This window comes from Variovorax sp. MSC1_012, assembly GCF_023667525.1.
Lineage (GTDB): Bacteria > Pseudomonadota > Gammaproteobacteria > Burkholderiales > Burkholderiaceae_C > Variovorax > Variovorax beijingensis_B.
This window is the reverse complement of sequence record NZ_CM174443.1, coordinates 3,326,036-3,350,372: the sequence shown is the minus strand read 5'-3', so window position 1 is coordinate 3,350,372 and position 24,337 is coordinate 3,326,036. Positions and strand designations below refer to the sequence as shown.

21 protein-coding genes are annotated in these 24,337 nt (G+C 66.8%); 9 read left to right on the top strand and 12 right to left on the bottom strand.

Features of this window, described 5'->3' with window-relative positions:
* The first annotated feature begins 172 nt into the window (after window positions 1-172).
* Entirely contained in the window at window positions 173-1,291 is a 1,119-nt protein-coding gene (locus L1081_RS15865; RefSeq protein ID WP_124960420.1) for a 3-deoxy-7-phosphoheptulonate synthase, read from the top strand.
* A gap of 6 nt (window positions 1,292-1,297) precedes the next feature.
* Here the strand turns inward: L1081_RS15865 and L1081_RS15860 are convergent, their stop codons facing one another.
* Window positions 1,298-1,807: a cupin domain-containing protein gene (locus tag L1081_RS15860; protein WP_489413030.1), complete on the bottom strand. Its 510-nt coding sequence runs from the start codon at window positions 1,805-1,807 to the stop codon at window positions 1,298-1,300.
* A complete protein-coding gene (gene mpl, locus L1081_RS15855; RefSeq protein ID WP_489413029.1) occupies window positions 1,804-3,288 on the bottom strand; it encodes a UDP-N-acetylmuramate:L-alanyl-gamma-D-glutamyl-meso-diaminopimelate ligase in 1,485 nt (494 codons plus the stop codon). Before mpl ends, L1081_RS15860 begins: the two co-directional genes overlap by 4 nt.
* 102 nt (window positions 3,289-3,390) lie before the next feature.
* Between mpl and L1081_RS15850 the strand changes: the two genes are divergently transcribed.
* From L1081_RS15850 to L1081_RS15820, 7 genes are all read left to right on the top strand, one after another.
* Entirely contained in the window at window positions 3,391-3,990 is a 600-nt protein-coding gene (locus L1081_RS15850) for a hypothetical protein (protein WP_012746096.1), read from the top strand.
* Window positions 3,991-4,536: a redoxin family protein gene (locus L1081_RS15845; RefSeq protein ID WP_489413028.1), complete on the top strand. Its 546-nt coding sequence runs from the start codon at window positions 3,991-3,993 to the stop codon at window positions 4,534-4,536.
* Window positions 4,537-4,636: 100 nt separating this feature from the next.
* Entirely contained in the window at window positions 4,637-5,098 is a 462-nt protein-coding gene (accB, locus tag L1081_RS15840; RefSeq protein WP_124960425.1) for an acetyl-CoA carboxylase biotin carboxyl carrier protein, read from the top strand.
* Window positions 5,099-5,218: 120 nt separating this feature from the next.
* Window positions 5,219-6,568 (top strand): acetyl-CoA carboxylase biotin carboxylase subunit, encoded by a 1,350-nt coding sequence (accC, locus tag L1081_RS15835; RefSeq protein WP_012746099.1) that lies wholly within the window; start codon window positions 5,219-5,221, stop codon window positions 6,566-6,568.
* A 114-nt stretch (window positions 6,569-6,682) separates the two neighbouring features.
* Window positions 6,683-7,567: a 50S ribosomal protein L11 methyltransferase gene (prmA, locus tag L1081_RS15830; protein WP_489413027.1), complete on the top strand. Its 885-nt coding sequence runs from the start codon at window positions 6,683-6,685 to the stop codon at window positions 7,565-7,567.
* Between the two features lie 79 nt (window positions 7,568-7,646).
* Window positions 7,647-8,990 carry a DUF3426 domain-containing protein gene (locus L1081_RS15825; RefSeq protein WP_489413026.1) on the top strand — a complete coding sequence of 448 codons (1,344 nt, stop codon included), beginning with the start codon at window positions 7,647-7,649 and terminating at the stop codon, window positions 8,988-8,990.
* A gap of 58 nt (window positions 8,991-9,048) precedes the next feature.
* A complete protein-coding gene (locus L1081_RS15820) occupies window positions 9,049-9,951 on the top strand; it encodes a PfkB family carbohydrate kinase (protein ID WP_489413025.1) in 903 nt (300 codons plus the stop codon).
* Window positions 9,952-10,033: 82 nt separating this feature from the next.
* On the opposite strand, the gene L1081_RS15815 is transcribed toward L1081_RS15820, so the two are convergent.
* The 8 genes from L1081_RS15815 to L1081_RS15780 all read right to left on the bottom strand — a co-directional run bounded on the left by L1081_RS15815 (window position 10,034) and on the right by L1081_RS15780 (window position 20,366).
* Window positions 10,034-10,558 carry a histone H1-like DNA-binding protein gene (locus L1081_RS15815; RefSeq protein ID WP_012746103.1) on the bottom strand — a complete coding sequence of 175 codons (525 nt, stop codon included), beginning with the start codon at window positions 10,556-10,558 and terminating at the stop codon, window positions 10,034-10,036.
* Between the two features lie 200 nt (window positions 10,559-10,758).
* Window positions 10,759-11,934: a ribonucleotide-diphosphate reductase subunit beta gene (locus L1081_RS15810; RefSeq protein WP_489413024.1), complete on the bottom strand. Its 1,176-nt coding sequence runs from the start codon at window positions 11,932-11,934 to the stop codon at window positions 10,759-10,761.
* A 178-nt stretch (window positions 11,935-12,112) separates the two neighbouring features.
* Entirely contained in the window at window positions 12,113-15,028 is a 2,916-nt protein-coding gene (locus L1081_RS15805) for a ribonucleoside-diphosphate reductase subunit alpha (protein ID WP_319429723.1), read from the bottom strand.
* 349 nt (window positions 15,029-15,377) lie between these two features.
* Window positions 15,378-15,995: a 1,6-anhydro-N-acetylmuramyl-L-alanine amidase AmpD gene (ampD, locus tag L1081_RS15800; protein WP_489413023.1), complete on the bottom strand. Its 618-nt coding sequence runs from the start codon at window positions 15,993-15,995 to the stop codon at window positions 15,378-15,380.
* Window positions 15,982-17,529 (bottom strand): sigma 54-interacting transcriptional regulator, encoded by a 1,548-nt coding sequence (locus tag L1081_RS15795; protein ID WP_489416795.1) that lies wholly within the window; start codon window positions 17,527-17,529, stop codon window positions 15,982-15,984. Before L1081_RS15795 ends, ampD begins: the two co-directional genes overlap by 14 nt.
* 25 nt (window positions 17,530-17,554) lie before the next feature.
* The gene (locus tag L1081_RS15790; RefSeq protein WP_489413022.1) at window positions 17,555-19,255 is read right to left on the bottom strand and encodes an ATP-binding protein; all 1,701 of its coding nucleotides are present in this window, start codon (window positions 19,253-19,255) and stop codon (window positions 17,555-17,557) included.
* Window positions 19,256-19,296: 41 nt separating this feature from the next.
* Window positions 19,297-19,560 (bottom strand): PP0621 family protein, encoded by a 264-nt coding sequence (locus L1081_RS15785; protein WP_489413021.1) that lies wholly within the window; start codon window positions 19,558-19,560, stop codon window positions 19,297-19,299.
* Complete coding sequence (locus tag L1081_RS15780; RefSeq protein ID WP_124960435.1) at window positions 19,557-20,366, bottom strand: cytochrome C assembly family protein; 810 nt, start codon at window positions 20,364-20,366, stop codon at window positions 19,557-19,559. Before L1081_RS15780 ends, L1081_RS15785 begins: the two co-directional genes overlap by 4 nt.
* 190 nt (window positions 20,367-20,556) lie before the next feature.
* Between L1081_RS15780 and ffh the strand changes: the two genes are divergently transcribed.
* Window positions 20,557-21,945 carry a signal recognition particle protein gene (ffh, locus tag L1081_RS15775; RefSeq protein ID WP_012746111.1) on the top strand — a complete coding sequence of 463 codons (1,389 nt, stop codon included), beginning with the start codon at window positions 20,557-20,559 and terminating at the stop codon, window positions 21,943-21,945.
* Between the two features lie 92 nt (window positions 21,946-22,037).
* Here the strand turns inward: ffh and mdoH are convergent, their stop codons facing one another.
* Window positions 22,038-24,053: a glucans biosynthesis glucosyltransferase MdoH gene (gene mdoH / locus L1081_RS15770; protein ID WP_489413020.1), complete on the bottom strand. Its 2,016-nt coding sequence runs from the start codon at window positions 24,051-24,053 to the stop codon at window positions 22,038-22,040.
* A 7-nt stretch (window positions 24,054-24,060) separates the two neighbouring features.
* On the bottom strand, window positions 24,061-24,264 hold the full coding sequence (locus L1081_RS15765; protein WP_489413019.1) for a hypothetical protein: 204 nt from the start codon (window positions 24,262-24,264) through the stop codon (window positions 24,061-24,063).
* Between the last annotated feature and the right edge of the window lie 73 nt (window positions 24,265-24,337).

Sequence of the window (24,337 nt, the reverse complement as noted above, 5' to 3'; positions counted from 1 at the left end):
CACATGTCCGCCCTCCGCGCTTATTTCTTTGCCTACTTTTGGTTCCCGGTTTCCGGCGGACGAGAGGCGAGCGCGTAAAGCAAACGAACACCCTCCCAAAACCGCCGGTGGCCTCAAGCCCCCGGCGGTTTTTTTATGCCCTGACGATATCCACTCCAACAAGGAAAGCACCATGAGCACGAACACTGCCCCCGCCAGCGACAGCTGGTATGCGAGCGTCGAGAAAACCAGCAAGACCGACGACGAACGCATCAAGGACATCAACGTGCTGCCCCCTCCCGAACATCTGATCCGCTTCTTTCCGATTCGCGGCACGCCGGTCGAGACGCTGATCGAGGGCACCCGCCGCAGCATCCACAACATCATGGCGGGCAAGGACGACCGGCTGCTGGTGGTCATGGGCCCCTGCTCGATCCACGACCCCGCCGCGGCGCTCGAATACGCCCGCCGCCTCAAGGTGGAGCGCGAAAAGTACGCCGGCACGCTCGAGATCGTGATGCGCGTCTACTTCGAGAAGCCGCGCACCACGGTCGGCTGGAAGGGCCTGATCAACGACCCGTACCTCGACGAGAGCTTCCGCATCGACGAGGGCCTGCGCATGGCGCGCCAGCTGCTGATCGACATCAACCGGCTCGGCCTGCCGGCGGGCAGCGAGTTCCTCGACGTGATCTCGCCGCAGTACATCGGCGACCTGATCGCCTGGGGCGCGATCGGCGCGCGTACCACCGAAAGCCAGGTGCACCGCGAGCTGGCCTCGGGCCTCTCGGCACCCATCGGCTTCAAGAACGGCACCGACGGCAACATCCGCATTGCCACCGACGCCATCCAGGCAGCGGCGCGCGGCCACCACTTTCTCTCGGTGCACAAGAACGGCCAGGTCGCCATCGTGCAGACCAACGGCAACCGCGACTGCCACGTGATCCTGCGCGGCGGCAAGGCGCCCAACTACGACGCGGCCAGCGTCGAGGCGGCCTGCAAGGACCTCGAAGCCGCCAAGCTGCCGCCCACGCTGATGGTCGACTGCAGCCACGCCAACAGTTCCAAGCAGCACCAGAAGCAGATCGACGTGGCCAAGGACATCGCCAACCAGATTGCCGCGGGTTCGAACCGCGTCTTCGGCGTGATGGTCGAAAGCCATCTGCAGGCCGGCGCGCAGAAGTTCACGCCGGGCAAGGACCAGCTCTCGGGCCTCGAATACGGCAAGAGCATCACCGACGCCTGCCTGGGCTGGGACGATTCGGTGCAGGTGCTGGACACCCTGTCGCAGGCGATCAAGCAGCGCCGGGGCTGAACAGGGTCAGAGCATCCCGGCCAAGTCCGGCCAGTGATGCCGCATGGCGGCGGCTTCATCGCTGTCCGGCGGCACCAGGGAGAAGTCGGCGAAGTCGAAGCCCGGGCCGACCATGCAGGCGACCAGCGTGTAGTCGCCGCTCGCGTGGCTCTGGATCGGCCGGGCGGCCTGCCACTGGCCGGCCGGCACCACATGCTGGGGGCGCGTGCCGTGGGCGTCGACCGGGCCCAGCCGCACATGGGCCGGCGCCGTGCGCAGCGCGGCGTCGCAGGTCCAGAGCGCGAGCGGCACGCCTTCCAGATGCACCCAGACTTCGTCCGACAGCACCCGGTGCCAGCGCGAATGCTGGCCGGCTTCGAGCAGGAAGTAGATGCTGGTGAGCGCGCTGCGCGGCGCGCGGCCGTCGGTGGGAACGACGCTCGCGGCCGAGCGGAACACCTCGCTGTACCAGCCGCCCTCGGGGTGGGGCTGCAGCTTCAGGCTCTCGACCAGTTCCCGGGCCCGCATGGCAGTCATGGCCCTGCGGCGGCGCGCAGTGCCGCGAGCAGCTTGTCGTGCACGCCGCCGAAGCCGCCGTTGCTCATGCAGACGATGTGGTCGCCAGGCCGGGCCGCCGCGACGATCTGCGCCACCAACGGTTCGACGGCCCCGGCCACCTGCACGCGCTCGCCCATCGGAGCCAGGGCCGCGGCGGCGTCCCAGTCGAGCCCGGCCGTGTGGCAGAACGACAGGTCGGCCGCTTCCAGACTCCACGGCAGCTGTGCCGCCATGACGCCCAGCTTCATCGTGTTGCTGCGCGGCTCGAAGGCCGCGAGGATGCGCTCGCCTTGCCTGCCGGCGTCATCGAGCTTCTTGCGCAGTCCGTCGAGCGTGGTGCGGATGGCCGTGGGGTGGTGGGCGAAATCGTCGTAAACGGTGATCGCGCCGCCGCTGCGCTCGACCGCGCCGCGCAGTTCCATGCGGCGGCGCACGTTCCTGAAGCTGCCGAGCGCGCGGGCCGCATCGGCCGGCGCCACGCCCACATGCTCTGCCGCGGCGATGGCGGCCAGCGCATTCATCTGGTTGTGCAGGCCCGAGAGTTCCCACTCGACCCGGCCGACTGCCTCGCCCTGGCGCAGCACGTCGAAGGCGTCGTGCGTGCCGCGGGCCTGCCATTCACCGCCGGCGCCGAAGCGCGCCAGTTCGCTCCAGCAGCCCTGCGCCAGCACGCGCTGCAGGCTTTCCTCGGTGGCGTTCACCACCAGCCGGCCGGTTCCCGGCACCGTGCGCACGAGGTGATGGAACTGGCGTTCGATGGCGGCCAGGTCATCGAAGATGTCGGCGTGGTCGAACTCCAGGTTGTTGAGGATCGCGGTGCGCGGGCGGTAATGCACGAACTTGCTGCGCTTGTCGAAAAAGGCCGTGTCGTATTCGTCGGCCTCGATGACGAAGGGCGCTGAGCCGCCGCCGGGCCGCCCCAAGGCGGCGAACGCCCCCTCGGGGGGCAGCGAACCACGCAACGCGGGGAGCGTGGGGGCCACATATCCGAGCCGTGCCGAGACGCCGAAGTCCAGCGGAACCCCGCCCACGAGGAAGCCCGGCGCCTTGCCGCCCTGTTCGAGCACCCAGGCCAGCATCGAGGTGGTGGTCGTCTTGCCGTGGGTGCCTGCCACGGCCAGAACATGGCGGCCGAGCAGTACATGCTCGGCCAGCCACTGGGGGCCGCTGGTGTAGGGCTTGCCGGCGTCGAGGATGGCTTCCATCAGCGGAAACTTGGGTGTGCCATCGGCCAGCCGGGCCCTCGAAACCACGTTGCCGACCACAAAAACGTCGGGCGAAAGCGCCAGCTGGTCCGCGCCGAAGCCCTCGATCAGGTCGATGCCGAGCGACCGGAGCTGGTCGCTCATGGGCGGGTACACGCCGGCGTCGCAGCCTGTGACCCGGTGGCCTGCCTCGCGCGCCAGGGCGGCCAATCCGCCCATGAACGTGCCGCAGATGCCAAGAATATGAATGTGCATCGGCCGATTCTAGGGAGGCGGCAAGCGGTGTCCGTGCTCCCGTCCTCGTCCTTTGTACTGATGTTTGTGCGAGGGGCGCCGTACTGCGGGCAAAATGCCCCGATGGACACGTCCACCAAGCGCGAGATTGCTGCTGCTGCCGCCCGCCTCGTTGTCGAGGAGGGGCTGGAGTACGGTCCGGCCAAGCGCCGGGCGCTGCGCGACCTGGGTCTGTCCTCGCGCACGGCGCTGCCGAACAATGACGAGGTGGAGGCCGAAGTCCGTGACTACATCGCGCTCTATTGCGCCGACACCCAGCCGCAGGAACTGCGCGCGCTGCGGCTGCTCGCGCTCGAATGGATGGAGCGCATGGCGGCATTCCGCCCGCATGTGGGCGGCGCGGTCTGGCACGGCACCGCCACGCGGCTGTCAGACATTTATATTCAATTGTTCTGCGATGATTCCAAGTCGGCCGAGATTGCCCTGATCGACCACCACGTGGACTACGAGCCGCGGATGGTCACCGGGTTTCACGGCGAGCAGGTGGAAGCGCTGAGCGTTCACGCCGCGAGCCGTGCATTGGGCGAGGAAATCGGGGTGCATCTGCTGGTGTACGACCTCGACGATCTGCGCGGGGCACTCCGGCCCGACGCCCAGGGCCGCACGCCGCGCGGCGACCTCGCGGCGCTGCGGCGGCTGATCGAAAGTGAAAAGGACAAGTGAATGACTTCTTCGCCCACACGGCGAGGCCTTCTTTATGGCGGCGTGGCGGTCGCGGCCGCTGCGGCCGGCCTGGGCGGTGCATGGTGGCGTGAGCGCGCCAGCGGCCCCAAGGGCGAGGTGCTGGCCGCAAGCTTCTGGGGGCAGCGCTTCGAGCGGCCGGAAGGCGGCGAACTGGTTTTTTCCAGTTTTCGCGGCAAACCGTTGCTGCTCAACTTCTGGGCCACGTGGTGTCCGCCGTGCGTCGAAGAAATGCCGATGATCGACCGCTTCTTCCGCGAAAATGGTGCGAACGGCTGGCAAGTTGTGGGCTTGGCGATCGACCAGCCCAGCGCGGTGCGCAAGTTCCTGCAGAAGACGCCGGTCAGCTACCCCACGGGCCTGGCCGGCCTGCAGGGGACGGAACTGGTCAAGAATCTAGGCAATACGGGCGGCGGATTGCCGTTCACGCTGGTCCTGAACGGCACGGGCGAAGTGGCGGCTCGTAAAATGGGCAAGCTCGAAGCGGCCGACCTGGACGCTTGGCGGCGTGAACTGGTTCACGGTTAGAATCAGATACACACTCGGCATTTAGCCGCTAATCGCTAAAAATCACCGATTTTTAGCCAAGTTACATCCTATTGACCGGCAAAGTCGGCACTGGAGCTCCATGGATCTGCGCAAACTCAAGACACTGATCGATTTGGTGTCGGAATCCAATATTTCCGAACTGGAAATCACCGAAACCGAAGGCAAGGTTCGCATCGTCAAGGGTGGCGGCGCTGCTCCGGTGCAATATGTACAGACCGTGGCGGCGGCACCTGCCGCTGCTCCTGCTGCCGGTGCGCCGGCGGCACCCGCGCTTGCCAGCGCACCCGCGCCCGAAGCCGCGCCTGCCGGCCACGCGATCAAGTCGCCGATGGTGGGTACTTTCTACCGCTCCTCCAGCCCGGGCGCCCCGGCCTTCGTCGAAATCGGCAGCAAGGTCAACGAGGGCGACACGGTCTGCATCATCGAAGCGATGAAGATCCTCAACGAAATCGAGGCCGACAAGTCCGGCACGATCACCCAGATCCTCGGCGAAAACGGTCAGGCGGTCGAGTACGGCCAGCCACTGTTCATCATCGAGTGACCATGTTCAAGAAGATTCTGGTTGCGAACCGAGGGGCTCGCGCCTCGGCGCGGGCGGGCGAAGGCCGCCAAATTGCCCTGGCACGCGCAGCGTGCGGGCGATGCAGCCGCGGGGGCGCACATGTTTAAGAAGATCCTGGTTGCCAATCGCGGCGAAATCGCCCTCCGGATCCAGCGCGCCTGCAGCGAGCTCGGCATCAAGGCCGTGATGGTCTATTCCGAAGCGGACCGCGACGCAAAGTACGTCAAGCTCGCGCAGGAAGCCGTGTGCATCGGCCCGGCGCCGTCGTCGCTGAGCTATCTCAACATGCCGGCCATCATCTCGGCCGCCGAGGTGACCGACGCCGAGGCCATCCACCCCGGCTACGGTTTCCTGAGCGAGAACGCCAATTTCGCCGAACGCGTGGAGCAGAGCGGTTTCCAGTTCATCGGCCCGACGCCCGAAAACATCCGTGTCATGGGCGACAAGGTCTCGGCCAAGCAGGCCATGATCAAGGCCGGCGTGCCGTGCGTGCCGGGCTCCGAGGGCGAGCTCTCGGATGACGCCACCACCAACAAGCGCATTGCCCGCGCCATCGGCTATCCGGTCATCATCAAGGCGGCAGGCGGCGGCGGCGGCCGCGGCATGCGCGTGGTGCACACCGAGGCCGCGCTGATCAACGCGATCCAGATGACCAAGGCGGAGGCCGGCGCTGCATTCAGCAATCCGGCCGTGTACATGGAGAAGTTTCTCCAGAACCCGCGCCACGTCGAGATCCAGATCCTGGCCGACAAGCACAAGAACGCGGTCTACCTGGGCGAGCGCGACTGTTCCATGCAGCGGCGCCATCAGAAGGTCATCGAGGAATCTCCGGCGCCCGGCATTCCGCGCAAGCTGATCGAGAAGATCGGCGAGCGCTGCGCCGCGGCCTGCAAGAAGATCGGCTATCGCGGCGCCGGCACCTTCGAGTTCCTCTACGAGAACGGCGAGTTCTATTTCATCGAGATGAACACGCGCGTGCAGGTGGAGCATCCGGTGACCGAGTTCACCACCGGCATCGACATCGTGAAGACGCAGATCATGGTGGCGGCCGGCGAGAAGCTGCCGTTCACGCAGCGCCAGATCGAGATGCGCGGCCACGCCATCGAGTGCCGCATCAACGCCGAGGATGCCTGGAAGTTCACGCCCTCGCCGGGCCGCATCACCATGTGGCACCCGCCGGGCGGCCCTGGCGTGCGCGTCGATTCGCATGCGTACACCAACTACTTCGTGCCGCCGAACTACGACTCGATGATCGGCAAGATCATCGTCTACGGCGACACGCGCGAGCAGGCCATGGCGCGCATGCGCACGGCGCTGAACGAAACCGTGATCGAAGGCATCCAGACCAACATCCCGCTGCACCGCGAACTGATGGTCGACGCCAAGTTCATGAGCGGCGGCACCAACATCCACTATCTGGAAGAGTGGCTGGCGGCGCACAAGCGATGAACACCCCCGGTCTGCGCGCACTTCGTGTCGCTTCGCCAACTCCCTTGCAGGGGGCAACACCAGAGGCCCGGCCAAGCCGGTTCCTCGGTGTTCCTGGCGAAGAGGGGCCTTGCCATGTTTGAACTGCGTCTCATGGCGCCGGAAGACCGGGTCGAAATGGTCAGTGACGCGCTTGACGCACTCGATGCGCTGAGCGTGTCGGTGGAAGACGCCGACGCGCAGACCGATGCCGAGCAGGCGCTGTTCGGCGAGCCCGGCATGCCGCCGCCCAAGGAAGGCTGGCAGCGTTCGCGCGTGATTGCGCTGTTTGCCGATGAAGCGTTTGCGAAAGAGGCGGCGTCGGTGCTTGCGCTGCAGGATTTCTTCGAAGGCTGCGCGGTGCTCGGCGTGGCACCGGTGCCCGAGCAGGATTGGGTGCGGCTCACGCAATCGCAGTTCGCGCCGGTCGAGATCACGCCCGAATTCTGGATCGTGCCCACCTGGCATGAGCCGCCCGAGCAGGCAAGGCAGGTGATGCGGCTCGACCCGGGGCTTGCCTTTGGCACCGGCACCCATCCCACCACGCGCATGTGCCTGCGCTGGATCGCAAGGCAGGGTTCGTTCGCCGGCCAGCGCGTGCTCGACTACGGCTGCGGGTCCGGCATCCTGGCCATTGGCGCGGCGAAGTTCGGTGCGACCGACATCGATGCCGTCGACATCGACGAGGCGGCGGTCTCGTCGACCCGCCTCAACGCCGAAGCCAACGGCGTGCGCCTGAATGCCGGCCTGCCGGAAGCGGCCAAGGGCCGCTACGACACCGTGCTGGCCAACATCCTGGCCACGCCGCTCAAGGTGCTTGCGCCACTGCTGCGCAGCCACGTGACGCCCGGTGGATCGCTGGTGCTGGCCGGCATCCTCGAGCGCCAGGCCGACGAGCTGAAAGAGGCCTATGCGCCTTATGCCGCGCTCGAAGTCAGCGACAGCGAGGATGGCTGGATCCTCATGACGGCGCGCTGCTGAGGACGCACGCGCCTGCCGTTTCGCGTTTGATCCCGATCCCACTGGCGCGGCGAGGGCCCAACCCTACAATCGCCCCGTCATGAGCCTCGTCACGCGTTGCCCCGCCTGTGCCACCACCTTCAAGGTGGTGCGCGACCAGCTTCGCATTTCGGATGGCTGGGTGCGCTGCGGACGTTGCAGCCATGTGTTCGACGCCACGCTCGACCTGCACGAGGCACCCGATGGCCCGCCGGCTGCGAGCGCTGCGCCTCCACCGGCATCCGACGCATCGACCGAGCCGCCGTCCTCCTCCGATGCGATCGAAGACGCGGATTTCTTCGACGACGAACCCGAGGATCGCGAACCGCCGGAGGCTGCGCCTTCCCAGGCCGAGCGGGTGCCGGCACCGGAGCCCGCGCCTGCACCAGCGCCTGCTCCGGCGCCCGCGCCCGCGCCCAACTTCGCCTTGCCGGCGCACGGCATCGTCGCCGACGAGCTGTGGACCGACTTCGAAGCCAACGAGCCCGAATGGCGGCCGCCGGCGAGTTCGCTGCCGCCGTTTCCGAACATCGACCTGAATCTGGCGGCTCCGCCTTCGCCGCCGCCCCCGCCCGCACCGCCGTTGCCGGCCCTGCGCCTCAAGGCGCGCGAGATGGCGGCAACGGCCAGCGAGGAAGACGAAAAGCACGCGCCCGAACAAGACCGCGACCAGGTGCAGATGCAAAAGGCGCTGCGCCGGGCCCGCATCAAGTCGGCCAAGATCGCGAGCGCCAAGGCGCGCGACGAGCGCGCCGCCGCAAAAGTGTCGGCCTCGATGGTGCGGGAGGCGAGCGAGCCCGAGCCGGGCCTGCTTCCTTCGCCTCAGCCGTCGTTCCGTGACGATGCGGAAGACTCGGAGCGACTTCCTTTTTCCGATGGCAACGAGAACTTGGGCCGTGGCGCCGCGGGTGTCTGGCAGCGGCCTGGGGCGCGGCGCTGGCTCTGGCTGCTGGCCGCGCTTGCCGTCCTGCTGCTCTTCGTGCAGGTCCTGCGCCACGAGCGCGACGGCATCGTCGCGCGCCAGCCGAACCTGCGTCCCGCATTCGCGGCCCTGTGCCGCGTCACCGGCTGCGAGCTCACCGCGCTGCGGCAGATCGGCGACATCGTGATCGAGGGCGCGGCCTTCGCGCGCGAAAAAACCGGCAACAACGACTACCGGCTCAGCTTCACGCTGCGCAATGGCGCGGCCGTTCCCCTGGCCATGCCGGCTGTCGAGCTTTCGCTGCTCGACACACAGGAGCGTGCCGTGGTGCGCCGCGTGTTGATGGCGGCGGACTATGGCGCACCGGCGGTGCTTGCGGCACGCTCCGACCAGGCTGCGTCATTGCCGCTGAGCTTGTCGGCAACGGAAGCGGCCACGCTGCCGCCCATTGCAGGCTACCGCGTTGAAGCGTTCTATCCTTAGGCCTGGCTCGCGCCCGCCTTTTCATTTCATTCATCCATTCCTACCCAACGGCTCACCCATGGCAGCAGTGATTTGCGGTTCCCTCGCGTTCGACACCATCATGACCTTCGAGGGCCGGTTCGCCGACCAGATCCTTCCGGACCAGCTGCACATCCTCAATGTGTCGTTCCTGGTGCCGGGCCTGCGGCGCGACTTCGGCGGCTGTGCCGGCAACATCGCTTACAGCCTCAATGCGCTGGGCGGCACCGCGCTGCCGATGGCCACCCTTGGCAGCGACGGCGCCGACTACCTGGAGCGCATGCGCATGCTGGGTATCAGCACCGAGTTCGTGCGCCAGCTCGACGACACATTCACCGCGCAGGCGATGATCATGAACGACGTCGACAACAACCAGATCACGGCGTTCCACCCCGGCGCGATGCAGCAGGCGCACCTCACGAAGATCGCCGCGCGTGAAGACATCCGCGTCGGCATCATTGCGCCCGACGGCCGCGAGGCGATGCTGCAGCACGCGGAGCAGTTCGCCGCGGCCGGCATTCCGTTCGTGTTCGATCCGGGCCAGGGCCTGCCGATGTTCGACGGCGAGGCGCTCAGGCACTTCGTCGACCTGGCGAGCTGGGTCGTCGTCAACGACTACGAAGGCAAGATGCTGTCGCAGCGCACCGGCTGGAGCCTGGCCGAGATTTCGAAGCGCGTGCGCGGCCTGGTCGTCACGCTGGCGGCCGAAGGCTGCGAGGTCTGGATCGACGGCGAGCGCGAGCATGTGCCGGGTGTCACGCCGACGGCGGTGGTCGAGCCCACCGGTTGCGGCGATGCCTGGCGCGGCGCGCTGCTGTTCGGCCTCGAAAAGGAATGGCCGCTCGCGCAGTGCGCGGCACTCGGCAACCGCATCGGCGCGCTCAAGATCGCACAGCGCGGGCCGCAGAATTACCAGATCGACCTGAAGGCGCTGGGCCTCTGAGCCGCCCGCTGGCAGGCGCCCATAAAAAAAGCCCGGCACCGTGAGGTGCCGGGCTTTTTGCCGTCAAGGCCGCTGAGCAGACTCAGGGCTTGCTGGCCGTCGGAAACGGCCAGGCTGCCTGGGGGTTCAGCGTCGTTTGCGCAGCAGGAGCAGGCGCTACGGCAGGAGCCTTGGCAGCCTTCTTCGCAGCAGGCTTCTTGGCAGCAGCGGCAGGCTTGGCAGCGGGCTTTTTCGCGGCTTTCTTGGCCGCAGCCTTTTTGGCAGGAGCCTTCTTGGCGGCAGCCTTCTTCGCCGGGGCCTTCTTGGCAGCGGCCTTCTTTGCCGGAGCCTTCTTCGCCGCCGCCTTCTTGGCAGGAGCCTTCTTCGCTGCGGCCTTCTTCGCCGGAGCCTTCTTGGCAGCGGCCTTCTTTGCCGGAGCTGCCTTCTTGGCGGCTACCTTCTTCGCAGGCGCCTTCTTGGCGGCTACCTTCTTCGCTGCGACCTTCTTGGCCGGAGCCTTCTTCGCAGCTACCTTCTTGGCGGGAGCCTTCTTAGCGGCCGCGACCTTCTTTGCCGGAGCCTTCTTTGCAGCGGCTTTCTTAGCCGGCGCTTTCTTTGCAGTTGCCATTTCTATTTCTCCTTGATCAAGTTGAAAAAATCAACCTATTGAAGCACTCCACGCACGTTGGTAGCGTGAAGCGATCCATGGCGTTGGAATCTGAGCTCCAGCACCATGAACACCTGAGCCCTCGTCCATGCCGCGCTCTTCGGCGCGATCGGTGGCAAGGGCAATTCTTGAATTCATTAATTCTTGTCGAAAGATTCGATTCAATCCCAGGAGAGCGCACCACCCGATTGATATTCGATCACCCGGGTTTCGAAGAAATTGCGCTCTTTCTTCAGGTCAATCATTTCGCTCATCCAGGGGAACGGGTTTTCCTCGTTCGGGAAGAGCGTTTCGAGGCCGATCTGCTGGGCACGCCGGTTGGCGATGTAGCGCAGGTAGCCCTTGAACATGGAGGCGTTCATGCCGAGCACACCACGCGGCATGGTGTCTTCGGCGTATTTGTACTCGAGCTCGACGGCCTTCATGAAGAGGGCCTTGATCTCGGCCTTGAACTCGGGGGTCCAGAGGCCGGGGTTCTCGAGCTTGAGCTGGTTGATCAGGTCGATGCCGAAATTGCAGTGCATCGACTCGTCGCGCAGGATGTACTGGTACTGCTCGGCGGCGCCGGTCATCTTGTTCTGGCGGCCCAGCGCGAGGATCTGCGTGAAGCCGACGTAGAAGAAGAGGCCTTCCATCAGGCAGGCGAAGACGATCAGCGACTTGAGCAGCGTCTGGTCGGTTTCGTGCGTGCCCGTCTTGAAGAGCGGGTCGCTGATGGCGTCGATGAAGGGGATCAGGAACTGGTCCTTCTCGCGGATCGACGGCACTTCGTTGTAGGCGTTGAAGATCTCGCTCTCGTCCAGGCCGAGCGATTCGACGATGTACTGGTAGGCGTGCGTGTGGATCGCTTCCTCGAACGCCTGGCGCAGCAGGAACTGGCGGCATTCGGGCGCCGTGATGTGGCGGTAGGTGCCCAGCACGATGTTGTTGGCGGCCAGCGAGTCGGCGGTCACGAAGAAGCCGAGGTTGCGCTTGACGATGCGGCGCTCGTCCTCGGTCAGGCCGTTCGGGTCTTTCCAGAGCGCGATGTCGCGCGTCATGTTCACTTCCTGCGGCATCCAGTGGTTGGCGCAGGTGGCGAGGTATTTTTCCCAGGCCCACTTGTACTTGAACGGCACCAGCTGGTTGACGTCGGTCTGGCCGTTGATGATGCGCTTGTCCGAAGCCTTGACGCGCTGCGCCGCGGCGGGTGCCGCGGGTTGTTGTGCAATCGACGAAGTCGGAGCATCCACCGGTCGGCCTGCGGACAGGCCGCTGGTCGATGCGTGGTGTTGCTGCAATCCTTGTTGCATATCCTTTGATAAGGAGGGCTTGACTTCTTCGTCCCAGGTCAACATAGAAAAATCCAATGCTCAATTATCGGAGCAACGATGTGAGTTGCAAAGTGCTCGTTCACGTCGCGCTTCATTTATGTGGTTGTTATGTTGCTCTCATGCATCGCGCGATGTCAGTCGATGCCGTGATCGACTGAGAGTTCGCGCGTCGTGCATGCACCTCTCTGACATCACTCGCGCGTCATTGGCATGCTTCGCAAGTCGGATCGTCGACGCCGCAGAACGCGATGTCGGTGGCAGGCATCGCACTCATCTGCGCCTTCGCTGCGGCAGCCGCGGCTTCGAGTGCGCTCATGCCCGAAGATGCATCGCTGCCCGACGACACCGCGTTGAGGCGGCCCGACTGCACGGTGGATTTCTCGGCGTGCGTCGCGCTCTGCGTGCGCAGGTAGTAGGTGGTCTTCAGGCCGCGCAGCCATGCGAGCTTGTAGGTGTCGTCGAGCTTCTTGCCCGATGCGCCAGCCATGTAGATGTTGAGCGACTGCGCCTGGTCGATCCACTTCTGGCGGCGCGCTGCGGCTTCGACCAGCCAGGTGGTCTCGACTTCGAACGCGGTGGCGTAGAGCGCCTTCACGTCCTGCGGCACGCGGTCGATCGGGCGCAGCGAACCGTCGAAGTGCTTCAGGTCCATCACCATGACGTCGTCCCACAGGCCCAGGCGCTTCAGGTCGCGCACCAGATAGTGGTTGATCACGGTGAATTCGCCCGACAGGTTCGACTTGACCGAGAGGTTGCCGAAGCAGGGCTCGATGGAAGCGTCGACGCCGATGATGTTCGAGATGGTCGCGGTCGGGGCGATGGCCACGCAGTTGGAATTGCGCATGCCGTCGGCCTTGATCTTCTGGCGCAGGGCCTCCCAGTCGAGCGTGGCCGAGCGGTCGACCTCGACGTAGCCGCCGCGGGCTTTTTCGAGCAGGTCGAGCGTGTCGATCGGCAGGATCCCCTTGTCCCACAGCGAGCCCTTGTAGCTCGAGTACTTGCCGCGTTCGCGGGCCAGCTCGGTCGAGGCCCAGTAGGCGTGATAGCAGATGGCTTCCATCGACTCGTCGGCAAACTGCACGGCTTCCTGCGAAGCGTAGGGAATGCGCAGTTCGTACAGCGCGTCCTGGAAGCCCATCAGGCCCAGGCCGACCGGGCGGTGGCGCAGGTTGGAGTCGCGCGCCTTCTTTACGGCGTAGTAGTTGATGTCGATCACGTTGTCGAGCATGCGCATTGCGGTCGCGATCGTGCGCTTGAGCTTTTCCTGGTCGACCTTGCCGTCCTTCAGGTGCTGCAGCAGGTTCACGGAACCGAGGTTGCAGACGGCGGTTTCGGTGTCGCTGGTGTTCAGCGTGATCTCGGTGCACAGGTTCGACGAGTGCACCACGCCGGCGTGCTGCTGCGGCGAGCGCACGTTGCAGGCGTCCTTGAACGTGATCCACGGATGGCCGGTCTCGAACAGCATCGTGAGCATCTTGCGCCACAGGTCCGAGGCCTGGATGGTGCGGGCCGGCTTGATCTCGCCGCGCGCGGCCTTTTCTTCGTAGGCGACATACGCCTTCTCGAAGTCGGCGCCGAACAGGTCGTGCAGGTCGGGCACGTTCGACGGCGAGAACAGCGTCCAGGTGCCCTTTTCCATCACGCGGCGCATGAAGAGGTCGGGAATCCAGTTGGCGGTGTTCATGTCGTGCGTGCGGCGGCGGTCGTCGCCGGTGTTCTTGCGCAGTTCCAGGAACTCCTCGATGTCCAGGTGCCAGGTTTCCAGGTACGTGCAGACGGCGCCCTTGCGCTTGCCGCCCTGGTTCACCGCCACGGCCGTGTCGTTGACCACCTTGAGGAAGGGCACGACGCCCTGCGATTCGCCGTTGGTGCCCTTGATGTGGCTGCCGAGCGCGCGCACGCGGGTCCAGTCGTTGCCCAGGCCGCCCGCGAACTTGGAGAGCAGCGCGTTTTCCTTGATCGACTCGTAGATGCCGTCGAGGTCGTCGGGCACGGTGGTCAGGTAGCAGCTGGACAGCTGCGAGCGCAGCGTGCCGGCGTTGAACAGGGTGGGCGTGCTCGACATGAAGTCGAAGGACGACAGCACTTCGTAGAACTCGATGGCGCGGGCTTCGCGGTCGATCTCGCCGAGCGACAGGCCCATGGCCACGCGCATGAAGAAGGCCTGCGGCAATTCGATGCGCGACTTGCGCACGTGCAGGAAGTAGCGGTCGTACAGCGTTTGCAGGCCGAGGTAGTCGAACTGGTTGTCGCGCTCGGCCTTGAGCGCGGCGCCCAGGCGCGGCAGGTCGTACTGCAGCAGCTTCTCGTCGAGCAGGTCGTTCTCGACGCCCTTCTTGATGAACTGCGGGAAGTAGTCGGCGTAGGCGGTGGCGCGCTCGGCGGGCATCACTTCGCGGCCGATGATCTCCTTGAAGATCGTGTGCAGCAGCAGGCGGGCGGTCGCGAAGGTGTAGTCGGGATCCTTCTCGATCAGCGTGCGGGCCGCCAGGATCGAGGCCTTGTAGACCTCGTCGAGCGGCACGCCGTCGTACAGGTTGCGCATCGTCTCGGCGACGATTGGCGCGGCGGTGATGCTGTCGCCCAGGTTTTCGCAGGCCGATTCGATCAGGCCCTTGAGCTGGTTCAGGTCGAGCGCGACGCGTTCGCCGTTGTCCAGCACATGCAGCGTCGGCGTGGCCGGCGCTTCCTGCTCGACCTGCTTGGAACGCTCCTGCGTGCGGCGCTCGCGGTAGAGCACGTAGGCGCGCGCGATCTCGTGGTGGCCGCCGCGCATCAGGCCGAGTTCGACCTGGTCCTGCACGTCTTCGATGTGGAAGGTGCCGCCGCCCGGACGCGAACGCACCATGGCGCGGATCACGCCTTGCGTGAGCGCGTCGACGGTTTCGCGCACGCTGGCCGAAGCCGCGCCCTGGGTGCCGTGCACGGCCAGGAAGGCTTTCATCATCGCGATGGCGATCTTGTTGGGTTCGAAGGGAACCACGGCGCCGTTGCGGCGGATGATCTGGTAGTGCGCGAGGTTCTGTCCGGCAGGCGAGCCAGCGGTGTCGCGCTGCTGCTGCGTGGGCGTGGAGGGAACGGCACGCGAGGTCGATGGGGTGTTCAGGGCTGTTTGCATTCGCTTCCTCTCGGTTGGCAATTCTTGTTGGATGGCGACGCCTTGGTTGGGCGTCGCGCCGGCGTTGTTGACCGGACGGAGGACACTATATCTAGGGTCTGAGGGGTGTACAACCCACTAGATGTAGCGTTTTCCTGTGGATACAACCCTGCCAATTTTTCTTTTGGCCCGGGACACGGCCGTCGATGCCGCATGAATACTGGCCTATGTTGTCGCAACCCGCATGGGGCGTGGCTTGCAGGCCGATTTGGGCTTGCAGGGCGCATGGTTGCTGCATGCGGCGTTTGCAATTTTCTCATTGCTGCGCCGCGGGATCGGCGCATCGCGAGGCGCTGCGCGATTGAAAAAATTAGCGCTGCACCACCTGCGGGGGAAACATGTATGGACTCCAACCGAGGTGCCCGCGCAGCAATTGCCAATCGAAGCCGGCGCCAGGATCCTGTTTTCGGCCCGGTGCGATGTGCTCGTGGCCGGCGATGTGCGCGATGGCGTAATGCTGCGCAATGGCGGGGCAGAGGCTGGCCAGCGCCTCGTACTGCGCCTCTTCGAACGGCTGGCCTTCGAGGCCTTCGAGCTCGATGCCGATGGAGTCGTCGTTGCAGTTCTCGCGGCCGCGCCACGACGACACGCCGGCATGCCAGGCGCGCTCGTCGCAACTCACGAACTGCCAGAGTTCGCCGTTGCGCCGCACATAGAAATGCGAGGAAACCGCAAGGCCGCGAATCGACTGGAAGTAGGGATGCGCGTCCCAGTCGAGCTGGTTGGTGAAGAGCTGCTGCACGGCCTCGCCGCCGTATTCGCCGGGCGGCAGGCTGATGGAATGCAGCACGATCAGGTCGGTCTGCGCGCCCGCGGGCCGGGGTCCGAAGTTCGGCGAGCGCAGCGCCTTGGCAAAGCGGTACCAGCCGCCGCGCCAGAGCCCGTCGTCGTTGGCCGGATTCGCCGCGGGGGCCTTAGTCGTCGGCATGGCCGGTGCTGGCACCTTCGTCGCCGCCGGGCGTGGTGATGCCCAGCCGCGCGATGCGGTAGCGGATCTGGCGCAGGCTCATGCCGAGCCGCGCGGCAGCCGCCGTTCGATTGAAGCCGCTTTCATGCAGCGCGCGCACGAGGATCTCGCGCTCCTGTTGATCGAGGTAGGCCTGCAGGTCGGAGGGGAGGGCGGGCGCCGGGGGCTTGGGTTCCGCGACGGCCACGGCGAACGCAGCGGCCGCCCGAGGCGCTTCGCCGCCGGACGCCGAAGCAGCAGAGGGCGCGGGTTCGGCGATGGCCATCTCGGCCGGCGTCTCGGCAGCGCCCGGCTTCGGTGCCATCAGGTCCAGATGCAGTTCGTCGCCGTCGTTGAGCGCCACTGCGCGGTGCAGCAGGTTCTCGAGTTCCCGCACGTTGCCGTCGAGCCGATGCTGGGCAAGGCGGCGCAGCAGTTCGGCGGAAAGATGCGGCACCGGCAGCCCGCCGTCCTGCGCAATGCGCGTGAGCAGCGCGGCGCAAAGTGCGGGCAGGTCCTCGCGCCGGTCGCGCAGCGCGGGCACCGCGATCTCGATCACGTTGAGCCGATAGAACAGGTCCTGCCGGAAGCGGCTGGCCTGGACTTCGGCATGAAGATCCTTGTGCGTGGCGCTCACGATGCGCACGTCGACCGCGTCTTCCTGCGTCGAGCCGATGGAGCGCACGCTGCGTTCCTGGATCGCGCGAAGCAGCTTGGACTGCATCGCCAGCGGCAGGTCGCCGATTTCGTCGAGAAAGAGCGTGCCGCCGCGCGCGGCCTGGAAGTAGCCGTCGCGGTCTTGCGAGGAGCCGGTGTAGGAGCCCTTGCGGGCGCCGAAGAACTCGGCCTCGAGCAGGTTCTCGGGAATGGCGCCGCAGTTGACCGCGATGAACGGGCCCTCGCTGCGCTGGCTGCAGGCATGCACGGCGCGCGCCACCAGTTCCTTGCCGGTGCCTGATTCACCGCGCACCAGCACCGGCGCCATGCCGCGCGCCACCTTGGCGATGCGCGACTTGACCAGGCGCATCGGCTCCGAGTCGCCCACCAGCCGGTCGAGCGCAGCAACGCCGCTGTCCGGAACGGCGGGTGTGTCGGCGCGCGGCTGGCCCGCGGGCGCCGCCTGCCAGGCTTTGGCCGGCGGTGCCTGCTGCGCCTGCACCGCGGACGCGACCACGGCGCGGAACTGCTTCAGGTCGACCGGCTTGGTCAGGTAGTCGAAGGCGCCGGCCTTCAGCGCCTCGACCGCGTTCTCGGCAGAGCCGTAGGCCGTCATCACCACGCAGCGCTCGCTGCGCTGGTTCTTCTGGATGCGGTGGATGATTTCCATGCCCTGTCCATCGGGCAGCCGCATGTCGGTGATCACCGCATCGAACTGCCCGGCCTCCAGGTGCTGCCAGGCTTCCGACACGCTCCCGGCGGCCTCGACGCGATAGCCTTCGCGCAGCAGGGTCAGTTCGTACAGCGTGCGCAGGTCGGGCTCGTCATCGATGACCAGGATGTTGGCCGGGCGCTGCATGGAGGGATGGGGAGTGCTCACGGCGCTATTGTGTCAGCCGGTTTTCGCTCGGCGCAAAACTGACGAAGAATTCATTGCCCTCGGGCCCGCCCGCCACGAGCGCGCGCCGCTCGTAGCCGATGGTGGCACCGTGGCGGCGGCACAGCTCGCGGCACAGGAAGAGGCCGAGCCCGCTGGAGCGGCTTTCGGATGAGAAAAATGGCTCGAACAGGTGGCGCTGCACCGCCGGCTCCAGCGGCGCGCCGTCGCTCCACACCTGCAGGCTGGGGCGGCCGGAACTGCCGCGCTGCGTGGTGGTGACGACCTGGATCGCGCCCGCCCGGCTGCTCGCGTAGCGCGCCGCATTGTCCAGCAGGTTCACGAGCAGCCGGCGCAGGTGCTCGACGTCGAAGCGCACCTCGGCGTCGGCGGCATCCAGGGCGATCAGCACGCCTTGGCGCCGCGTCTGGCGCACCCATTCCTCGGCCAGCGCCTGCACGGCGGGATCGAGCACGACCTGCTCGCCGAGCGAGAGCACGCGCTGCTGGCGCGCGCGCGAGACGTCGAGCACGTCGTCCACGATGCGTGCGAGCCGCTGCGCGTTGTGCTGCACCATGCTGGTCAGCTTGCGGTGCGCGGGATCGGTGAGGTCTTCGTTGAGCAGCGCGCTGGCCTGCGTGATGGCCGCGAGCGGGTTGCGGATCTCATGCGCCACGGCGGCCGACATGCGGCCCATCGCGGCCAGCTTCTCGGTGCGGATGCGGGCCTCGAGTTCGCGCAGGTCCTGCAGGAACATCACGCAAAGGCTGTCGACGTGCCGGTCGCTGGTGGGCGTGAGCCGCGTGCGAACGCGCACCTCGCGCGCGGCGCCGCGGGCCTGCGCCACGGGAATTTCCTCGCTTTGCGGCGCGCGGCGCGCAAAGGTCTGGCGCGCCAGCGCCGCCAGCGCATGCCAGGCGGGTTGCGCATGCAATGCGAACGGCAGATTGAGCCGGGCGAGCCCTTGTCCGAGGATCGCGTCGGCCGCCGGATTGGCCGCATGCACCATGCCTTCGGCGTCGATCACCAGCACGCCTTCGCTCAGTGTCTCGATCACCAGATCGTTGACCTGCGCCTGCATCTGGGCGCTGCTGCGGTTGCGCAGTGCGGTTTCTTCCTCGCGGGCCAGCCGGCGCGCCAGCTCGTGCGCCAGCAAGGCCACCACGAAGAGCCCGGTGCCGGTGAGCGCCGCCTGCACGAAGCGGGTGGAGGAATCGCCGGGTTGCTGCAACAGCCAGTGCCATCCGGCATCGGCGAGCAGCAGCAGCGTGACCGTGGCCGTGGTGCCCAGGCCCACCGTCACCGTGCCCAGCACCGCGCTCATGAGCACCGGCAGCGCGAACAGCGGTGTGTAGTTGATGCTGCCGCCCTGGAGCACCTGCAGCGCAGTGAAGGTGCCCAGGTCGATGCCGATGGTGAGGAACCAAAGCATGCCGAAGGCCCGGATCGGCGGCGTGAAATGCGCGTAGCGCGCGCCCAGCCAGGTGGCAGCCAGGTAGCCGGCCGAAAGTGCCACGGCCAGCGGCTGCACCGTCTGGCCGAACGCCATGGCCACGCCCTGCAGCAGCACGAGCACCAGCGCGACGAAGCAGCGCGCCGCCATGAAGCCGCGCCACAGCCGCAGCAGCGCGGCGCTTTCGCCGCGCCCCGGCTCGAGCGTGCTCCAGTCGGTGGCGGGTTCGCCGCGCGACCATGGGGAGGAACTCACGGGTGCACCCTTGGCGCTGTGCTCATCGATGCAGCGCCCGCTCAGCCGCGCTCGGCAGCCTGGCGGTGCGCAGCACTGCAGTAGACCGCGTCGCCCGGTCCCGCGATCGCATCGCTTGCAGGCAGGTGCAAGCCGCAATGGGCGCAGCGCAGCATGGCTTGCGGCGAAGCCGGCGCGGCGGGCGGCGGGCGCTTGGCGGTGCGGGCCGCCTCTTCGCGCAGGGTCTCGCGCATTTCCTCCCGGCGGTTCTTGCGCCAGAGCCAGATTGCCACCCAGAACACCGCGAGAACGAGCAGGTATTTCATGTCGCGCCGCGCGCCAGCACCACTTCGAGCACGAAGCGCGAGCCCACATAGGCCAGCAGCAGCAGGGCGGAGCCGGCATACAGCACCCGCCGCGCCGTGCGGCCACGCCATCCGAAGCGGACCCGGCCGATCAGCAGCACGGCGAAACTCATCCAGGCGAGCACCGAGAACACCGTCTTGTGGTCCCACTTCCAGCCGCGGACGCTGGCGCCGTACAGCGTTTCGCTGAACAGCAGGCCCGCGAGCAGCGTGGCGGAAAGCAGCACGAAGCCGGCCATCACGAAGCGGAAGGTGAGCCGCTCGAGCGTGAGCAGCGGCACGCCGCCTTGCGGTTCGGTGGCAAGGCGGATCTGCTTTTCGGCCCGCGTGATCAGCCAGGCATGGACCACCGCGGCGCCGAACAGGCCGTACGAGGCAATGCCCAGCGCAAGGTGCAGCGGCAGCCAGGGCGAAGCCGACACATGCAGCGGCGTGCCGGGAAAGAGAATGGCCAGCAGCACGGCGGCCGCACCCAGCCAGGCCAGCGCGCGGCGCACCTTGAGTTGCGGGTACATGCGGCTTTCGACCGCATAGACCGTGAGCACCAGCCAAGCGGTGACCGAAAGCGCCGGCGCGAAGCCGAATTTCGGTTCGCTGCCGATGAGGCCATGGCCCAGCACGGCGGCATGCAGAAGCCACGCCAGCCCGAGGGCCCACTGGGTGGCTTTGCGGCTCAGCCGGGCACCCGCGGCAGCGGCAAATCCGTAGGCAGCCGCGGTGGCGATGCCCAGCGCCACGGCAAGTGGGGAGGGGATCGCTAAAATCATGCGCAGAGTTTATCTCCCCCAGGCTTGCGCACTCGTGTCGCAGCGCCAACCCCCTCACCGGGGGCGACACCAGAGGCCCGGCAAAGCCGGTTCCCCGGTGTCTTGCGAAAGGGGCAGTAGGCCGCCGAATCCGTTCACGACTTCCGACTTTCCAATAGCCCGCCGCAGCGGGCGACAAGGCATCCCGCTCATGGCCACCGCCCTCACAGAAAAGTTCTCCCGCCTCGTCAAGACGATGAGCGGCCAGGCGCGCATCACCGAAAGCAACGTGCAGGACATGCTGCGCGAAGTGCGCATGGCCCTGCTCGAAGCCGACGTGGCGCTGCCCGTGGTGCGCGATTTCGTCGCCCGGGTGAAGGAAAAGTCGCTCGGCCAGGAAGTGCTGGGCTCGCTCAAGCCGGGCCAGGCGCTGGTCGGCATCGTCAACCGCGAGCTCGCCGCCACCATGGGCGAGGGCGTGTCCGACATCAACCTTGCGGCGCAGCCGCCGGCCGTGATCCTGATGGCCGGCCTGCAGGGCGCGGGCAAGACCACCACCACCGCCAAGTTGGCCAAGCACCTGATCGAGAAGCGCAAGAAGAAAGTGCTCACGGTGTCGGGCGACGTCTACCGGCCCGCCGCCATCGAGCAGCTCAAGATGGTCACGAAGCAGGCCGGCGCCGAATGGTTCCCGAGCACGCCCGACCAGAAGCCGCTCGACATCGCACGCGCCGCGCTCGACCACGCCAAGCGCCATTTCTTCGACGTGCTGCTGGTCGACACGGCAGGCCGCCTGGCCATCGACGAAGTGCTGATGACCGAAATCAAGCAGCTGCACGGCGCGCTCGATCCGGTCGAAACACTGTTCGTGGTCGATGCGATGCAGGGCCAGGATGCGATCAACACCGCCAAGGCCTTCAAGGAAGCGCTGCCGCTCACCGGCATCATCCTGACCAAGACCGACGGCGATTCGCGCGGCGGTGCGGCGCTGTCGGTGCGGCAGGTGACGGGCGTGCCGATCAAGTTCGCGGGCACCAGCGAGAAGATCGACGGCCTCGAGGTGTTCGACGCCGAGCGCCACGCGGGCCGCATCCTCGGCATGGGCGACATCGTCGCGCTGGTCGAGCAGGTCACGGCCGGCGTCGACGTGGCGGCGGCGCAGAAGCTCGCGGCCAAGGTCAAGAGCGGCGCGGGCTTCGACCTGAACGACTTCCTCGGCCAGCTGCAGCAGATGAAGCAGATGGGCGGCCTCTCCAGCCTGATGGACAAGCTGCCGCAGCAGATGGCCGCCAAGGCGACCGAGGCCGACATGACCCGCGCCGAGCGCGACATCCGCCGCAAGGAAGGCATCATCCAGAGCATGACGCCGCTGGAGCGCCGCAAGCCCGAGCTGCTCAAGGCCACGCGCAAGCGCCGCATCGCGGCCGGCGCGGGCGTGCAGGTTCAGGAGGTGAACCGCCTGCTCAACGAGTTCGAGCAGATGCAAGGCATGATGAAGAAGATGAAGGGCGGCGGCCTCATGAAGATGATGAAGAAGATGGGCGGCATGAAGGGGATGGGCGGCATGGGTGGCCCCGGCGGTCCCAAGCTGCCGTTCTAATTAAATTGAGCGATGGCTGCTGCTCCGGCAGCCGCGCAATAAAAAAGCCGGCCTCGTGGCCGGCTTTCTTGTTTGCGGTGGAGCTCAGCGCATCAGGCCGTCGCCAGCGCCGCAGGGCGCGCCAGGCGCAATGCATGCATCCAGGCGCGGCGCAGCACGGCCGGCGAACGCGATTCCTCGGGAATCAGCAGGAAGCCGCGGTCCCGCAGCGACGTGCCCAGCGCGATCTGGCTGGTCAGCACGGTGAGCGGAATGGCCAGCAGCAACGGCAGGCCCACCGGCATGAGCCAGATCAGCGCGCTCGGATCGATCATTGCGACACCCAGGGCCAGCGCGCCGACCACCACGCTCATGGGAGCGAGTTGCGTCACGGCGACCTTCCACGGCACGGCTGCGGCTTCGCGCGGGGGCGACTTCCAGTCGAGCTTGATGCCGGTGAGGGCGACCAGCACGAACAGCGAGTGGGCAAGCATGCGAACCGGTGCCTGCACGATGGCCAGGCCGCTTTCGAGCACCGAGCTCTTCACCAGGCCCCACAGGCCACCGTACTGGCGCTGCTCGCCGCGCATCAGCACGGCGGCGATGCCGAGCAGGCGGGGGAGGAACAACAGGCACAGGGTCCAGACCCACAGGCCGGCCAGTTCCGCCGGCAGCACGCTCCAGCTGGAGATCAGGCTCGAGCCGCTCAGCCACAGCGCGGTGCCGAGCGTCAGGAATGCGAGCCACAGCGGCGCCGAGACGTAAGCCATGGTGCCGGTCACGAACATCGCGCGGTGCACCGGGTGGATGCCGGGTTCGGCCATCAGGCGGGCGTTCTGCAGGTTGCCCTGGCACCAGCGGCGGTCGCGCTGCAGTTCGGCCAGCAGGTCCGGCGGCTGCTGCTCGTAGCTGCCGACCAGGTCGGCGCAGAGCCACACGTTGTAGCCGGCGCGGCGCATCAGCGCGGCTTCGACGAAGTCGTGCGACATGATGCCGCCCGACATGCCGCCGGTGCCCTTGATGGGGGCCAGCGCGCAATGCTTCATGAAGGGCTCGACGCGGATGATCGCGTTGTGCCCCCAGTAGTGCGATTCGCCCAGTTGCCAGAACTGCATGCCCAGCGTGAACAGGCGGCCCGTCACGCGGGAGGCGAATTGCTGCGCGCGGGCATGCAGCGTCACGTGGCCGATGGCCTGCGTGGCGGTCTGGATGATGCCGGCGGTCGGGTTGGCTTCCATCAGCTTGACCATCGAGGCCAGGCAGTCGCCGCTCATCACGGAGTCGGCATCGAGCACGACCATGTAGCGGTAGTCCTTGCCCCAGCGGCGGCAGAAGTCGGCCACGTTGCCGGCCTTGCGGTGCGTGCGGCGGGTGCGCAGGCGGTAGTACACCTCGACCTGCGGCTGGTTGGGGCTGTCGGCCAGCGCGGCGCGCAGGTCTTCCCAGGCGGCGCGCTCGGCGGCGGCGGTTTCGGGCGAGTAGCTGTCGGACAGCACGAACACGTCGAACTGCTTCGCGTGGCCGGTGGCCGCGACCGATTCGCAGGTGGCGCGCAGGCCGGCGAACACCGTGGCCACGTCCTCGTTGCAGATCGGCATGATGATCGCGGTGCGTGCCTCGGGGTTCATCGGGTGGTGGGCCACCTGCTTGACCGAGAGCGCGTGCTTGTCACCGCGCACCGAGACGTAGAAGCCCATGAGCGCGGTCACGAAGCCGGTGACGACCCAGCCCGAGAGCAGGCCGTACAGGCCGATCTGGCCGTATTCGAGCCAGATGTTGTCGTAGTCGGGCTGCACACCGGCAAACAGCGCGGAAGCCACCACGGTGCTCAGCAGCGTAAGCGCCATGAAGGCGAAGCGGCGCTGGGCCGCGGCGCGCTGCCAAGGCTGCTTGACCTGGGCGCCGGCTTCGGCGGTTTGGCTTTCCGGCTTGCCGCCGGCGCCGAGCTTGACCAGGAGGGCCGTGCCGAGGCTGTTCCAGAAGCCGCGCCAGGGGCGGGGCGCCATGGAGCCGCGGTTGACCGGCGGAGCGGTCACGGAATTGGGATGGCGTTCTTCGCGCACCGGGCTGCGGTGCGAAAAGTCGGCTTCGGTCAGCACGTTCAGTTGGGAGAAGTCGTTTGGCTTCATGTGTGATTTACCAACGTTGCTTGTCGAGGGAAGGGGTGTCGCCAATGGCAGGAAAGCGCTTGATCACGCAATCCGGTTCGGCGCCGCCCGCGCTTGCGAGCGCGGCCACCGAATGACCGGCGGCACGGGGCCGCACGGGGGAAAACTGCTTTTGACGCAGGCCGTCGCGCTGCTGGCGCAGTGCGAAAGATGGGCTGTTGAGTGCTGTCATGCCTGTACAGGGGCAAACCCTGTGCCAGGCTGGGAAAACGCTTTCAGATCAACGACTTAGGGCGACCTGAATG

What these genes read in the sequence shown, in the direction of transcription:
- L1081_RS15865 (WP_124960420.1), top strand. Translation starts at nt 173, where the DNA reads ATGAGCACGAACACTGCCCCCGCCAGCGACAGCTGGTATGCGAGCGTC.
- L1081_RS15860 (WP_489413030.1), bottom strand. Translation starts at nt 1,807, where the DNA reads ATGACTGCCATGCGGGCCCGGGAACTGGTCGAGAGCCTGAAGCTGCAG.
- mpl (WP_489413029.1), bottom strand. Translation starts at nt 3,288, where the DNA reads ATGCACATTCATATTCTTGGCATCTGCGGCACGTTCATGGGCGGATTG.
- L1081_RS15850 (WP_012746096.1), top strand. Translation starts at nt 3,391, where the DNA reads ATGGACACGTCCACCAAGCGCGAGATTGCTGCTGCTGCCGCCCGCCTC.
- L1081_RS15845 (WP_489413028.1), top strand. Translation starts at nt 3,991, where the DNA reads ATGACTTCTTCGCCCACACGGCGAGGCCTTCTTTATGGCGGCGTGGCG.
- accB (WP_124960425.1), top strand. Translation starts at nt 4,637, where the DNA reads ATGGATCTGCGCAAACTCAAGACACTGATCGATTTGGTGTCGGAATCC.
- accC (WP_012746099.1), top strand. Translation starts at nt 5,219, where the DNA reads ATGTTTAAGAAGATCCTGGTTGCCAATCGCGGCGAAATCGCCCTCCGG.
- prmA (WP_489413027.1), top strand. Translation starts at nt 6,683, where the DNA reads ATGTTTGAACTGCGTCTCATGGCGCCGGAAGACCGGGTCGAAATGGTC.
- L1081_RS15825 (WP_489413026.1), top strand. Translation starts at nt 7,647, where the DNA reads ATGAGCCTCGTCACGCGTTGCCCCGCCTGTGCCACCACCTTCAAGGTG.
- L1081_RS15820 (WP_489413025.1), top strand. Translation starts at nt 9,049, where the DNA reads ATGGCAGCAGTGATTTGCGGTTCCCTCGCGTTCGACACCATCATGACC.
- L1081_RS15815 (WP_012746103.1), bottom strand. Translation starts at nt 10,558, where the DNA reads ATGGCAACTGCAAAGAAAGCGCCGGCTAAGAAAGCCGCTGCAAAGAAG.
- L1081_RS15810 (WP_489413024.1), bottom strand. Translation starts at nt 11,934, where the DNA reads ATGTTGACCTGGGACGAAGAAGTCAAGCCCTCCTTATCAAAGGATATG.
- L1081_RS15805 (WP_319429723.1), bottom strand. Translation starts at nt 15,028, where the DNA reads ATGCAAACAGCCCTGAACACCCCATCGACCTCGCGTGCCGTTCCCTCC.
- ampD (WP_489413023.1), bottom strand. Translation starts at nt 15,995, where the DNA reads ATGCCGACGACTAAGGCCCCCGCGGCGAATCCGGCCAACGACGACGGG.
- L1081_RS15795 (WP_489416795.1), bottom strand. Translation starts at nt 17,529, where the DNA reads ATGCAGCGCCCGGCCAACATCCTGGTCATCGATGACGAGCCCGACCTG.
- L1081_RS15785 (WP_489413021.1), bottom strand. Translation starts at nt 19,560, where the DNA reads ATGAAATACCTGCTCGTTCTCGCGGTGTTCTGGGTGGCAATCTGGCTC.
- L1081_RS15780 (WP_124960435.1), bottom strand. Translation starts at nt 20,366, where the DNA reads ATGATTTTAGCGATCCCCTCCCCACTTGCCGTGGCGCTGGGCATCGCC.
- ffh (WP_012746111.1), top strand. Translation starts at nt 20,557, where the DNA reads ATGGCCACCGCCCTCACAGAAAAGTTCTCCCGCCTCGTCAAGACGATG.
- mdoH (WP_489413020.1), bottom strand. Translation starts at nt 24,053, where the DNA reads ATGAAGCCAAACGACTTCTCCCAACTGAACGTGCTGACCGAAGCCGAC.
- L1081_RS15765 (WP_489413019.1), bottom strand. Translation starts at nt 24,264, where the DNA reads ATGACAGCACTCAACAGCCCATCTTTCGCACTGCGCCAGCAGCGCGAC.